At 42.0% G+C, this 13,068-nt stretch carries 13 protein-coding genes and 1 pseudogene; 11 read left to right on the top strand and 3 right to left on the bottom strand.

Annotated elements, in window-relative coordinates; translation table 11 throughout:
* The first annotated feature begins 51 nt into the window (after positions 1–51).
* From GD631_RS00295 to GD631_RS00280, 5 genes and pseudogenes are all read left to right on the top strand, one after another.
* Positions 52–2,220, top strand: coding sequence for an alpha-N-acetylglucosaminidase (locus tag GD631_RS00295; protein WP_143257723.1), 2,169 nt, complete (start codon positions 52–54; stop codon positions 2,218–2,220).
* Positions 2,220–3,599, top strand: a pseudogene (locus tag GD631_RS22385) (glycoside hydrolase family 88/105 protein); the annotation flags it as partial. The gene GD631_RS00295 and the pseudogene GD631_RS22385, both read left to right, overlap by 1 nt.
* A 66-nt stretch (positions 3,600–3,665) precedes the next feature.
* Positions 3,666–4,361, top strand: coding sequence for a rhamnogalacturonan acetylesterase (locus GD631_RS22380; RefSeq protein WP_370511892.1), 696 nt, complete (start codon positions 3,666–3,668; stop codon positions 4,359–4,361).
* A 157-nt stretch (positions 4,362–4,518) separates the two neighbouring features.
* Positions 4,519–4,833 (top strand): thioredoxin, encoded by a 315-nt coding sequence (gene trxA / locus GD631_RS00285; RefSeq protein ID WP_004306576.1) that lies wholly within the window; start codon positions 4,519–4,521, stop codon positions 4,831–4,833.
* Positions 4,834–4,865: 32 nt separating this feature from the next.
* Positions 4,866–5,201 (top strand): hypothetical protein, encoded by a 336-nt coding sequence (locus GD631_RS00280; protein ID WP_004306577.1) that lies wholly within the window; start codon positions 4,866–4,868, stop codon positions 5,199–5,201.
* A 212-nt stretch (positions 5,202–5,413) separates the two neighbouring features.
* Here the strand turns inward: GD631_RS00280 and GD631_RS00275 are convergent, their stop codons facing one another.
* Entirely contained in the window at positions 5,414–6,139 is a 726-nt protein-coding gene (locus GD631_RS00275; RefSeq protein WP_143257724.1) for an RDD family protein, read from the bottom strand.
* Between the two features lie 101 nt (positions 6,140–6,240).
* Here GD631_RS00275 and GD631_RS00270 point away from each other — a divergent pair, with 101 nt between their 5' ends.
* The 6 genes from GD631_RS00270 to GD631_RS00245 are packed head-to-tail and all read left to right on the top strand — an operon-like array spanning position 6,241 to position 12,381.
* The gene (locus GD631_RS00270; protein WP_143257725.1) at positions 6,241–7,203 is read left to right on the top strand and encodes a stage II sporulation protein M; all 963 of its coding nucleotides are present in this window, start codon (positions 6,241–6,243) and stop codon (positions 7,201–7,203) included.
* Positions 7,184–8,122: a hypothetical protein gene (locus tag GD631_RS00265; protein ID WP_143257726.1), complete on the top strand. Its 939-nt coding sequence runs from the start codon at positions 7,184–7,186 to the stop codon at positions 8,120–8,122. Before GD631_RS00270 ends, GD631_RS00265 begins: the two co-directional genes overlap by 20 nt.
* A 16-nt stretch (positions 8,123–8,138) precedes the next feature.
* The gene (locus GD631_RS00260) at positions 8,139–8,756 is read left to right on the top strand and encodes a DUF4129 domain-containing protein (RefSeq protein ID WP_143257727.1); all 618 of its coding nucleotides are present in this window, start codon (positions 8,139–8,141) and stop codon (positions 8,754–8,756) included.
* A complete protein-coding gene (locus tag GD631_RS00255) occupies positions 8,753–10,024 on the top strand; it encodes a DUF4350 domain-containing protein (RefSeq protein ID WP_143257728.1) in 1,272 nt (423 codons plus the stop codon). Before GD631_RS00260 ends, GD631_RS00255 begins: the two co-directional genes overlap by 4 nt.
* 11 nt (positions 10,025–10,035) lie before the next feature.
* Positions 10,036–11,010: an AAA family ATPase gene (locus GD631_RS00250; RefSeq protein WP_143257729.1), complete on the top strand. Its 975-nt coding sequence runs from the start codon at positions 10,036–10,038 to the stop codon at positions 11,008–11,010.
* A 60-nt stretch (positions 11,011–11,070) separates the two neighbouring features.
* On the top strand, positions 11,071–12,381 hold the full coding sequence (locus GD631_RS00245; RefSeq protein ID WP_143257730.1) for a DUF58 domain-containing protein: 1,311 nt from the start codon (positions 11,071–11,073) through the stop codon (positions 12,379–12,381).
* Positions 12,382–12,424: 43 nt separating this feature from the next.
* Here the strand turns inward: GD631_RS00245 and GD631_RS00240 are convergent, their stop codons facing one another.
* Positions 12,425–12,652, bottom strand: coding sequence for an immunity 17 family protein (locus GD631_RS00240; RefSeq protein ID WP_143257731.1), 228 nt, complete (start codon positions 12,650–12,652; stop codon positions 12,425–12,427).
* Positions 12,649–13,062 carry a tRNA (adenosine(37)-N6)-threonylcarbamoyltransferase complex ATPase subunit type 1 TsaE gene (gene tsaE, locus GD631_RS00235; protein ID WP_143257732.1) on the bottom strand — a complete coding sequence of 138 codons (414 nt, stop codon included), beginning with the start codon at positions 13,060–13,062 and terminating at the stop codon, positions 12,649–12,651. Before tsaE ends, GD631_RS00240 begins: the two co-directional genes overlap by 4 nt.
* Positions 13,063–13,068 lie beyond the last annotated feature (6 nt).

The following is a 13,068-nucleotide window of genomic DNA, read 5'->3' as shown; positions in this document are numbered from 1 at the left end:
TCCACGCTGCGTGATAAATTGTATATATAGTTTACTCTAAATATTTGAAAGATGAAGAATGCTTGTTATTCTCTTTTGTTGTTTATAATGGTGACTTTGCCCATTCAAGCCAAGTCGAATGGTGATGTTTTAGTTGCCAAATCTATGTTGAAACGATTAATTCCAACTTATGTGGATCAGTTTCAGTTTAAGAAAACAGACAGTGAGAAAGATCTTTTTAGGATAGAGTCCATAAGTAACTCTAAAATACAGATAAGTGGGAACAATGCTAATTCGATGGCTGTTGGTTTGAATTATTATTTGAAGTACTATTGTTTGACTACGGTTTCCTGGTATGCCAGTCAACCGGTGGAAATGCCGGAAACTTTACCTGAAATTCCAGAGCCGATAGAAATTCCCGCAAAAGTAGATCGGCGTTTCTTTTTAAACTATTGTACTTTTGGGTATAGTATGCCTTTTTGGAAATGGGCTGATTGGGAGCGGTTCATAGATTGGATGGCTCTTAACGGCATCAATATGCCTTTAGCCATAACGGGACAAGAAGCAGTGTGGTATAAAGTATGGAAGGAAATCGGTTTGCATGATAAGGAGATTCTTTCCTATTTCACCGGACCTGTGTATTTACCTTGGCATCGGATGGCAAATATTGATTCTTGGAATGGACCATTACCAATAGAATGGTTAGAGAATCAAGTTGATTTGCAGAAAAAAATATTGTCCCGTGAACGGGAATTAAATATGAAACCCGTATTACCTGCATTTAATGGGCATGTTCCGGCAGCATTAAAACGAATTTATCCAGATGCCAATATTCAGAGTTTAGGTAAATGGGCCGGTTTCTCAAAACAATATCATTGTTCTTTTTTGAATCCTGAAGAGCCTTTATTTTCTTTGATACAAAAGAAGTTCTTGAAAGAGCAGACTCTCCTGTTTGGAACAGATCATATTTATGGGGTAGATCCCTTTAATGAAGTTGATCCTCCAAGTTGGGAACCTGATTATCTGGGAAAGGTGTCATCGAAACTATATCATACTTTGACAGAAGCCGACCCTAAAGCCGAGTGGTTGCAAATGACCTGGATGTTTTATTTTGATCGGAAGAAGTGGACCGCTCCTCGAATTGAAGCGCTTTTGAAAGGTGTTCCTGAAAATAAAATGTTCTTACTGGATTACCATTGTGAAAACGTTGAATTGTGGAAATCTACAAACTATTTTCATGGTCAACCTTTTATTTGGTGCTATTTAGGAAATTTTGGAGGAAATACGGCTATTACGGGAAATGTAAAAGAGAGTGGCAGACGGCTGGATATCGCATTGAGAGAAGGAGGAGATAATATGAAGGGGATTGGTTCCACGTTAGAAGGACTTGATGTCGTTCAGTTTCCTTATGAATATATTCTTGAAAAGGCTTGGTGCACGAATAAGGATGATGAAGCTTGGGTGAATGCGTTGGCAGACCGTCATGCAGGGAGTGTATCTTTGCCGGTGCGTGAGGCTTGGCAGATTTTATTTAATGACATATATGTGCAAGTACCTAAAACAGCCGGGATTTTGCCGACCTACCGTCCTAAAATGGGAGAGAATAGTGGACGTACAAAAACAAATTACTCTAACAAACAACTTTTATTAGTATGGCAGAATTTATTAAATGCCCCGGATTTACGTCGTGACGCTTTGAGAATAGATGTGATTTCTGTTGGTAGACAATTATTGGGCAATTATTTCCTGACAGTTAAGAATGAGTTTGACAGAATGTATCAGACCAAAGATTTGGCAGCTCTGGATATGCGTGCTTCTGAAATGCGTGAGCTTCTGGCTGATATAGACAAACTAACATCATATCATGATTATACCTCTCTATCTAAATGGATTTCTGATGCCAGAGGATTGAGTCAGGATCCTGTAATTCAGGATTATTATGAGAGGAATGCCCGGAATCTGGTGACTACTTGGGGAGGAACCTTGAATGACTATGCCAGCAGAACATGGTCCGGATTGATTAGTGATTATTATTCGGTACGCTGGAATATGTATATAGATGCTGTGTTGCACGCAGTGGAGAGTAAGTCAGAATTCAATCAGAAAGCACTGGATGATGCTATTAAGCAGTTTGAGGATCACTGGGTTTCTTCAAATAAAAAAGTGGAACGTAAGGTTGAAGGGGACTTGATGAATTACGCTCACTTTTTATTGGATAAATACAAAACAAGGTTAGAATGATGAATCGATTAATAGTAACTATAATAGTATTATTGTTGCTGGTTTTAGAAAATCAGGCAATGGCTCAAAAGAAAGAGAAAGCAGGTTGTAGTCGGGAACTTGTAAAGTCGAGTCGTTTGGTAAACTATGGTGTGGTGACAGTGGATGAAATTAAGCTGAACATGAAAACTGTGTTAACTTATTTGGAAAAGAATACTCCCTTCCATGTAGTTAATAAACAGAATGGGAAAATCATCACCGAATATACCAAAATGGATCAGAATGCTCAACTTGAAAGAGGTGCTTTCAGTTTGATAAGCACTGAATGGGGAGCTGTCTATTCAGCTATGCTTGCTGCGGCAGAAGCTACGGGAGAGGTGGATTATAGCGACTATGTATATAAACGCTTCAATTTTTTAGCAGAAGTGACACCTCATTTTAAGACTGTGTATGAGAAATATGGCACTACCGATAGTATTATGATCCAACTCCTTGCTCCGCGCACTTTGGATGACTGTGGGGCAATGTGTGCTGCGATGACAAAAGCTCAAATGATGAATAAGGATTTGAAGCTACAATCTTTGATAGATAATTGTTTTAATGTTGTTATGTATAAATCTTTAAAATTGTCTGACGGCACATTTTCCAGTAATCGTCCTTTTCGTAACACTTTGTGGCTGGATGATATGTTTAAAGGAATCCCTGCATTGGCATTAAGAGGACGTTATTTAGCGTATGACCAACAGAAATATTTTCAGGAAGCTGTACGACAGGTCAATCAATTTGCCGGTCGTATGTTTGTGTCCGAAAAAGGACTTTTTCGTCATGGATGGGTCGAAAGCATGAGTGAACATCCTGCCTATTATTGGGGAAGGGCGAATGGATGGGCTATGGTGACACTTTGTGAAGTGCTTGATGTATTGCCTAAAGAACATCCGGACAGAGATCATCTGATGGACTTGTTGCGGCAGCACATTAAGGGAGTAGCGGCTTGTCAAGGCAAGAATGGTTTCTGGCATCAGTTATCCGACTGTAATGACTCTTATGATGAAACTTCGTCTACCGCTCTCTATGTCTGTGCTATTGCTCATGCCATTAATAAGGGGTGGGTTGATGCGATGGTTTATGGTCCGGTTGCTCTGCTGGGATGGAATGCCGTCTCATCTGTTATCAACGCCGACGGACAAGTAGAAGGTACCTGTGTAAAGACCGGTATCGGTTTTGATCCGGCGTTCTATTATCATCGTCCGGTGAGTGCGCTGGCTGCTCAAGGTTATGCTCCGGTTATTTGGGCAGGAGCGGAAATGGTCAATTTGATGAAACGCGAGCATCCGCGCATGAACGATGGTGCCGTTTGCTTTTATCCTACAATTCAACGGAGTGACTTGCCTGTATTCTCTTATTCAGAACCGGGGAATCCGCTTCAGTTTGTAGCTGGGTTGAGTCGCTTGGATAAAAAAGCTCCGGTGGTATTTGTCATAGGAGATTCTACGGTGAAATACCGGGCAGGTAACGGTGAATATGGCCGATGGGGTTGGGGAGGCTTTTTGCAGGCTTTCTTCGATATATCCCGTATCACAGTTGAGAATTGTGCCATGGAAGGGCGTAGCAGCCGTACTTACTATACAGAAGGTTTGTGGGATAGACTGTTGCCGGCTATGCAGAAAGGCGATTATCTGATTATAGACTTTGGTCATAATGACAGTGGTCCGTTAAATACCGGACTAGCTCGGGGAGCACTGAAAGGGACAGACGATAAATCACAAAAAGTCGTTCTTGAACGTGACGGAAGTATAGAAGAAGTATTCAGTTATGGACACTATATCCGTATGTATATTCGTCAGGCTAAAGCAAGAGGGGTTGAAGTGATTATTCTTTCTCATACGCCTGCCAATCAATGGCAGGATGGTAAAATGAGGCGTTGTAGTCAAACCTATGCCAAATGGTCAAGAGAAGTGGCCGAACAAGAAAATGCGTATTTTGTAGATTTGAATGATATTGCTGCGAAGAAATTCGAAACGATTGGTGAAGAGAAGACCAAGTCTCATTATATGGATATGGTACATACATCTAAAGAAGGAGCCATGATTAATGCAGAAGCAGTCATTGAAGGCATTCGTTATCTGGAGAAATGTCGTCTGAAGAATTATTTGAAGAAATAGGAATCTATCACTGTATGCTTGCATCTCTTTAGTTCTTACCATTTGTATGGGCTGTATAAAACACCGGAAAAGAATATCACCGATTAGAATAAATTGATTATATTTGTGGCGAGAATAAGCTAACGAAATAACGTTTAATAATTAATACTTAAAAAAAATGGCTTTAGAAATTACAGACAGCAACTATAAAGAGGTTCTTGCAGAAGGAAAACCGGTTGTTGTAGATTTTTGGGCTCCTTGGTGTGGCCCATGCAAGATGGTGGCTCCTATCATTGAAGAATTGGCTGCGGAGTTTGAAGGACAAGTAATCATCGGTAAGTGCGATGTAGACGAAAATGGTGATATGGCTGCTGAATATGGTATCCGTAATATTCCTACTGTATTGTTTTTCAAGAACGGTGAAATAGTAGACAAGCAGGTAGGTGCAGTTGGCAAACCGGTATTCGCAGAAAAGGTGAAGAAGCTTTTATAGTCGATAATACTTATCACTTAATACTTAAAAAAATGGGACTGGAAGACGATTTTTTATTAGCAGATGCCGATGACGAAAAGACCATCGAGTTCATCAAAAACTATCTGCCTCAAGAACTGAAAGAGAAGTTCTCGGACGATGAATTGTATTATTTTCTCGATTTAATCGACGAGTATTACTCTGAAAGTGGCATTCTCGACGCTCAACCCGATGAAGACGGTTATGTTAACATCGATTTGGAAGAGGTTGTGGCTTACATTGTAAAGGAAGCCAAAAAGGATGAAATAGGAGAATACGATCCTGAAGAAGTCCTCTTTGTGGTTCAGGGAGAAATGGAATACGGAAACTCTCTGGGACAAGTGGACTAAACGACGTTCGGTCTCATTGTAGATAAAATTAAGATAAGGGGTGTGCTCTGTGAGTATACCCCTTTTTGTGTGGTGCTTTTTCTCAAGCATTCTTATGCCTATGAGAAAAAGTTCTCATTGCGATGAGAAAAAATACTCATTACTATGAGTATTAATTCTCACTGCAGTGAGAATAATCCCTTGCCAGAATAGTCTGAAACAGCGTATTCAAGTTATATTTCTTCCAATGCATAATACTGATAATCGCGAAGTACAGTCTGAAGAAATTTTTCCTGATTACCGTCACGAGGAGTAACGGAAAGCAATTCCTGTACTTTCTTAGCAAGTGCCATGACACGTCTTGTCCGGTCTTTCTCACCGGATTCCAAAGTTCGGGTAATTACATTCACTTGTTCGAGAGATAAATCGGCGGATTGCGGATATACCGGATGATAATTTTGGGTCAGATAATCGAATTCATCAAGGCTGACATGTATCTTACGATAGTTTTTCTCTTTAATTACCATAGTGCCGGCAGCTAGATCCCCTAATCGTTGATTGTTCTTATTCAATAAAGCGACCAGAAGTCCAAGGCCACTCGTGATGGGACCATCAATTGGGAAAAGAAGCCATCGTAACAGATAAGAGCCGATGCTTGGAGTAGAACCATCTACTTTTACGACCCGGATATTGATGAGTTTTTTGCCGAAGCTCTGTCCGTGATTGAACATTTCACAAAGAAAAGAATAACCCAGAATCGGTAAATAAACGACGCACAGAAAAAAGAACAAACTGAATCCTGATGGTAAACTTAATTTAGACAAGAGTGTAGCAGTGGATAAAATGTAAAGCCCGATCAGAAAATAATCGATGATTAAAGCCATCAATCGTTCGCCGATACTGGCGGGCGTTTGACTGATACGAACGAATTGTCCGGTTATTATCGTAGATTCTGCCATCTCAGGTTAAACATTTTTAGGATTCCGTTGCAAATATATCATAATTCTCTTATTTTTGCTTCCGGTTTCGGACAAAACTTATCCGAGATCTATTGAAAAGCATGAAAGAAGTAACGTTTATTCGTCGGAACATTGAAAAATGGAAGGAGACAGAGAAAGTTGTGGAGCGGGCGGCAAGTCTGTCCCCCGACCAACTCGCCGATGTATATACGGACTTGACGGCTGACCTGGCATTTGCCCAAACACATTTCCCAACTTCCCGCATTACTATTTATCTGAATAATCTGGCTTCAGCGTTGCACAACGAAATCTACCGCAATAAACGCGAGAAGTGGACACGGATTATCACCTTCTGGACACAGGAAGTGCCACGAACCATGCACGATGCACGTCGCGAATTACTGACCTCCTTTCTGATTTTTGTTGCCAGCGCATTAATCGGCGTATTATCAGCAGCGAATGACCTGGATTTTGTCCGGTTGATATTGGGAAACGGTTATGTGGATATGACGCTCGACAATATTGCCAATGGTGAGCCGATGGCCGTATATAACGGCTCTTCTGAAGTTCCGATGTTCTTGGGCATTACACTTAATAACGTGATGGTCTCTTTCAACTGCTTTGCAATGGGATTGCTGACCAGTTTTGGAACAGGGTATATGCTTCTCTCCAATGGTATCATGGTAGGAGCTTTTCAAACATTCTTTTATCAACACGATTTGTTGTGGGAATCCAGTCTTGCCATCTGGTTGCACGGAACGCTCGAGATTTGGGCAATTATCGTGGCCGGTGCCGCCGGATTAGCTCTAGGCAACGGCTGGCTGTTTCCCGGCACCTACTCCCGACTGGAATCTTTCAGAAGAGGAGCGAAGCGAGGCTTGAAGATAGTGATCGGCACTGTTCCTGTATTCATTATGGCAGGTTTTATAGAAGGTTTTCTTACCCGTCACACAGAGCTTCCCGATCTGTTGAGGCTTGGCGTGATATTCACTTCTCTGGCATTTATTATATTCTACTATATTTATTTACCAAATAAAAAACAACATGGAATCACAGAAACCTAAGATTGCGATGTACGTGAAACGTCCTTTCGGTGAGAAGTTGAACGCTTCTTTTGATTTTATAAAAGAGAATTGGAAACAATTGTTTAAGTATTCAACTTATCTGATACTTCCCGTATGCTTAATTCAAGCCGCAAACTTTAGCGGTCTGATGGGAAGCATGACAGATCTTACTGCCATGCAGGCATCCGGAGGAATAAGTGATAATCCTTTAGCAGCTCTGGGACCTTCATTCGCGCTGAATTATGCAGGAGTTATCTTTTTTTCATGTTTGGGAGCTTTGCTGATGACTTCCTTGGTTTATGCGATGGTACGATTGTATAACGAACGGGAAGAACGCCTGAACGGGATTGCGTTCGGTGATATTAAATCGCTGTTGCTCCGTAATATTAAAAGACTATTTTTAATGGGGATTGCCTGCAGCTTCTTATTCATCTTTGCTGTGGTCCTTGTTGTCTTGTTGGCTGTGTTAACACCTTTCACACTCATTTTGACCATCCCGCTTTTATTCGCGTTTATGGTTCCTTTGGCATTAATGGCTCCCATCTATTTATTTGAAGACATCTCGTTGAGCGAGGCATTTGCAAAAACATTCCGGTTGGGATTTGCTACCTGGGGTGGTGTCTTTCTGGTTTTAATGGTGATGGGACTTATTGCCAGTGTCTTACAAGGAATCGTTTCTATACCCTGGTATGTGATCTATATTGTAAAAATGGTCTTTACGATGAGTGACGGAGGTGCGACTTCTTCATCAGTCGGACTGAACTTTGCGCAATATTTGTTCTCTATCCTGATGTTGTATGGTTCTTACTTGTCGGCTATATTCAGTATCGTCGGTCTGGTTTATCAGTATGGTCATGCATCGGAAGTGGTGGACAGCATAACGGTAGAAAGTGATATTGACAATTTTGATAAACTCTAAAGCAAACCTCCATTAGATGAATCTCACTTCCCCGGCTGATACACTAGTCTGTGACACGGCGCAGATTGCCCTCTGGCGGTCTGATCCGGCATACAACTATAACCGTGAACTGATTACTCCGGAGATGAATGTCTTTGAGTGGATCAGCCGACAGTTTGGGGAGTTGTTGCGCAAAATATTCGGCAGTCGTTTTGCTGAAGAGTATTCAGGGCTTATCCTGGTATGTATTGCCATTCTTCTTTTGTTGCTGATTGTTTGGTTCGTCTACCGGAAACGCCCGGAGTTGTTTATGACCTCGCATAAAAATGCGTTGCCTTATACAGTTGAAGAAGATACCATTTACGGTGTAGATTTTCCGGGAGGGATAGCGGAAGCGCTTTCCCGTCAGGATTACCGGGAAGCAGTACGTCTGCTTTATCTGCAAACTTTGAAACAACTTAGTGATGCAGAACGTATTGACTGGCAACTTTATAAAACGCCTACCCAGTATATCAATGAAGTCCGGCTACCGGCTTTCAGGCAACTGACCAATCATTTCCTGAGGGTACGTTATGGCAACTTTGAGGCGACGGAAGAACTCTTCCGGGCAATGCAGACCTTACAGGAAGAAATAGAGAAAGGAGGCGTCTCATGAAAGGAAGTCGCTGGTTCATTGTCTTTATTGTCGCTTTTCTGTTCATCATGTTTGCGATAGAATATCATTTGCCGAAGAATTTTGTGTGGAAGCCCACATTCGGACATAATGACGAGCAACCTTTCGGATGTGCAGTGTTCGATAGCGTGTTGTCTTCTTCTTTGCCACAGGGGTACACTTTTTCGAGGAAAAGTCTTTATCAACTGGAGCAGGAAGATACGACGCAACGCAGAGGTATATTGGTTATCTCTGATAATTTGCGATTGTCGGACGTCGATGTAAACGCTCTGTTGAAAATGGCGGAACGCGGAGATAAGATCATGTTGGTAAGTACCTTGTTCGGCAGATATTTGGAAGATACCTTGAAGTTCAGGTCTTACTATTCTTACTTCAGTCCGATGGCTTTGAAGAAATATGCGACTTCATTTTTGAAAAAAGATAGCTTGTATTGGATGGGAGATTCGGCGGTTTACCCCCGTCAGACTTTCTATTTTTATCCCCAGTTGTGTGCCTCTTATTTTTGGGGAGATTCGCTTCCTGAAAGGGTGCTGGCACAAAGAGTTCTTGAGTCGAATGAGTTCCGGTATGAAACCGAGGCGGACTCGTTGGCAATGGATAGTCTTGTTTATATGCCTGTAGCGATGTCCCGTCGGTGGGGGAAAGGAGAAGTTATTTTAGTTTCCACTCCTTTGATTTTTACTAATTACGGAATGTTGGACGGCAAAAATGCAACCTATATTTTCCGTTTGTTGTCGCAGATGGGGAAGCTTCCCATCGTTCGCACGGAAGGGTATATGAAAGAAACGGCACAGGTGCAGCAATCACCTTTCCGTTATTTGCTGGCACACCAGCCGCTTCGTTGGGCTTTGTATCTGACGATGATTACGATTATACTCTTCATGATATTCACAGCGAAGAGGCGGCAACGGGTGATCCCTGTTATTCACGAGCCGGTCAATAAATCTCTTGAATTTACCGAACTGATAGGTACACTTTACTTTCAGAAGAAAGACCATGCGGATTTAGTTCGCAAGAAGTTTTCCTATTTAGCCGAAGAACTGCGGAGAGAGATTCAAGTGGATATTGAAGAAGTGGCAGACGATGAACGCTCTTTCCACCGGATTGCCCGGAAAACCGGAATGGATGCCGGAGAGATTGCGGATTTTATCCGCGAAGTCAGACCCGTAATTTACGGAGGACGTGTTATTGACGCGGAGCAGATGAAGGGGTATATCGATAAAATGAATGAAATAATCAATCATATCTAAAGAAGAAATTTATGGAAGAGAATACAGAACAACGAGTAGATTTAACTCTCTTTTCCGGGAAGATACAAGAGTTGAAAGACCGGATTGCTTCCGTCATAGTAGGGCAGGAGCAGACAGTCGATTTGGTACTGACGGCAATTTTGGCGAATGGACACGTATTGATAGAAGGTGTTCCGGGAGTTGCGAAGACACTGTTGGCCCGTTTGACAGCTCGGCTGATTGATGCAGACTTCAGTCGTATCCAGTTCACTCCGGACTTAATGCCGAGTGACGTATTAGGTACGACTGTGTTTAATATGAAAACCAATGGTTTTGATTTTCATCAGGGACCGATTTTTGCGGATATTGTATTGGTCGATGAAATCAACCGTGCTCCTGCCAAGACGCAGGCTGCCTTGTTTGAGGTAATGGAAGAGCGCCAGATCAGTATTGATGGAACGACTCACCGGATGGGGGATCTTTATACGATTTTGGCTACCCAGAATCCGGTAGAGCAGGAAGGAACATACAAACTTCCCGAAGCACAGCTCGACCGTTTTCTGATGAAGATAACGATGGATTATCCTTCATTAGAAGAGGAAGTGAATATCCTGGAGCGTCATCATACCAATGCCGCATTGGTGAAGTTGGAAGACATCGTTCCCGCTATTACCAAAGAAGAACTGTTGTCGCTTCGTGCTTTTATGAATCAGGTATTTGTAGACCGCACGTTGCTTCAATATATCGCATTGATTGTGCAGCAGACCCGCACCAGTAAGGCCGTATATTTGGGAGCTTCTCCGCGTGCATCTGTTGCTATGCTGCAATCGTCAAAAGCGTATGCTCTTTTGCAGGGACGTGATTTTGTGACACCGGAAGATATCAAGTTTGTAGCTCCTTATGTACTCCAGCACCGTCTGATCCTGACTGCGGAAGCTGAAATGGAAGGCTATTCACCAGTAAAAGTGACACAACGCTTGATTGATAAAGTGGAAGTCCCGAAATGAAAAGATAAGTCCGAAGAAATCATAAACCGAAGAAACCATAATTCATAAATCATAAATCATTTGTTTCTAACTCGTCGTTTCTATATTGCCCTTGTCATAGTTATCCTGTTATTGGGTAGCGGATATGTTTTTGCTCCGTTCTTTGTTATCGGGCAGTGGACACTCTTTGTCTTGCTTCTGGTGGTACTGGCAGACGTATACTTTCTTTATCGTATCCGTGGAATCCGTGCTTCTCGTCAGTGTGCCGACCGTTTCTCTAATGGCGATGAAAATGAAGTAAGTATTCGGGTAGAGAGTAGTTATTCGCATCCTGTATCTTTAGAGATCATAGATGAGGTACCTTTTATCTTTCAGAAACGTGATATCGACTTTTATGTGAAGCTTGAGGCGAATGAGGGAAAAACAGTGACCTATCGTCTTCGCCCGACTTGTCGTGGAGTTTATTCTTTTGGTCATATCAGAGTCTTTGTGACCGGAAAGATTGGCTTGGTGTCCCGGCGTTATACCTGTGCAGAACCTTTGGATATCAAAGTATACCCGTCATATTTGATGCTCCATCAATATGAATTGCTGGCAATAAGTGATAATCTGACTGAACTGGGAATAAAACGTATTCGCCGGGTTGGCCATCATACGGAGTTTGAACAGATTAAAGAGTATGTAAAAGGTGATGATTATCGTACGATTAACTGGAAAGCAAGTGCCCGTCGACATGAACTTATGGTGAATGTGTATCAGGACGAACGCTCACAGCAGATTTATAATGTGATTGATAAAGGTAGAGTAATGCAGCAAGCCTTCTGTGGAATGACCTTGTTGGATTATGCGATTAATGCTTCGCTGGTGCTTTCGTATGTTGCCATGAGGAAAGAAGATAAAGCCGGATTAGTGACTTTTGATGAGCACTTTGATACTTTTGTTCCTGCTTCCAAGCAACCGGGATATATGCAGACATTGCTGGAAAGTCTTTATAGCCAGCAGACCACTTTCGGGGAGACAGACTTCTCGGCTCTTTGCGTTCATTTGAACAAACATGTCAGTAAGCGTAGCCTGCTGGTACTATATACTAACTTCTCGAGTATAGGAGGAATGAACCGTCAATTATCTTACCTGAAACAACTAAACCGCCAGCACCGTTTGCTCGTAGTCTTTTTTGAAGATGTCGATTTGAAGGAATATATCGCCCAACCGGCAAAAGATACGGAAGGGTATTACCGACAGGTGATTGCAGAAAAGTTCGCTTACGAGAAGCGGCTGATTGTATCTACTTTGAAACAACACGGAATCTATTCTTTATTAACTACACCGGAGAATCTTTCGATTGATGTGATTAATAAGTATCTGGAGATGAAGTCACGACAATTACTGTAATATCAATAGAGTGTTTGATTCTTCATTTTTCCGTAAGACGAATCTACAATCCTACGGCTTTCCGTGTTTCCACAAAGAAGAATACAGCCATTCCAATGATGATAATTCCCAGTATCCCATAGAAGAGCCTTGCCCGGTTGCGTCCTACATTCCGGACAATGGTTTGTGCGTTGCGCGTTGTAAAGAACCAGTCCCAGTTCAGCAATGACGCCAGCAGGGAGACGATTCCTGCCAGCGCAAAGATTCCTTGTACGATATATTGTCCGGTCATAGTTTGATTACTCTATTTCCGTCTTCCTGTTCTTCAATCGTTACTTTTACGGCATCTCCCGGAAGTAATTCTTCTACCAGTTCCGGCCATTCGATAAAGCAGAGGGCTCCACTGTAGAAATAGTCTTCGTAACCCATGTCATACACTTCGCTTAGTTTCTTGATACGGTAAAAATCGAAGTGATAGATTAACTCTCCGGTTTCGTCCGAACGGTATTCGTTGACAATAGCAAAAGTAGGAGAAGTGATAACATCCGTTACACCCAATTCTTCGCAAAGTGCTTTGACAAATGTAGTTTTGCCGGCACCCATCTTTCCGTATAAAGCAAATACAGTGTTATCGCCCATAGCAGCGATAAATTCACGGGCTGCTTCATGGATACTTTCCAGTGATTGAATTTTGATTTCCATATACTA

The organism is Bacteroides luhongzhouii (assembly GCF_009193295.2).
GTDB lineage: Bacteria > Bacteroidota > Bacteroidia > Bacteroidales > Bacteroidaceae > Bacteroides > Bacteroides luhongzhouii.
This window is presented reverse-complemented; position numbering and strand designations above follow the sequence as displayed.

Bases quoted from the DNA above. Each gene is read 5' to 3' on its own strand.
- GD631_RS00295 (WP_143257723.1), top strand. From the start codon at position 52: ATGAAGAATGCTTGTTATTCTCTTTTGTTGTTTATAATGGTGACTTTG.
- trxA (WP_004306576.1), top strand. From the start codon at position 4,519: ATGGCTTTAGAAATTACAGACAGCAACTATAAAGAGGTTCTTGCAGAA.
- GD631_RS00280 (WP_004306577.1), top strand. From the start codon at position 4,866: ATGGGACTGGAAGACGATTTTTTATTAGCAGATGCCGATGACGAAAAG.
- GD631_RS00275 (WP_143257724.1), bottom strand. From the start codon at position 6,139: ATGGCAGAATCTACGATAATAACCGGACAATTCGTTCGTATCAGTCAA.
- GD631_RS00270 (WP_143257725.1), top strand. From the start codon at position 6,241: ATGAAAGAAGTAACGTTTATTCGTCGGAACATTGAAAAATGGAAGGAG.
- GD631_RS00265 (WP_143257726.1), top strand. From the start codon at position 7,184: ATGGAATCACAGAAACCTAAGATTGCGATGTACGTGAAACGTCCTTTC.
- GD631_RS00260 (WP_143257727.1), top strand. From the start codon at position 8,139: ATGAATCTCACTTCCCCGGCTGATACACTAGTCTGTGACACGGCGCAG.
- GD631_RS00255 (WP_143257728.1), top strand. From the start codon at position 8,753: ATGAAAGGAAGTCGCTGGTTCATTGTCTTTATTGTCGCTTTTCTGTTC.
- GD631_RS00250 (WP_143257729.1), top strand. From the start codon at position 10,036: ATGGAAGAGAATACAGAACAACGAGTAGATTTAACTCTCTTTTCCGGG.
- GD631_RS00240 (WP_143257731.1), bottom strand. From the start codon at position 12,652: ATGACCGGACAATATATCGTACAAGGAATCTTTGCGCTGGCAGGAATC.
- tsaE (WP_143257732.1), bottom strand. From the start codon at position 13,062: ATGGAAATCAAAATTCAATCACTGGAAAGTATCCATGAAGCAGCCCGT.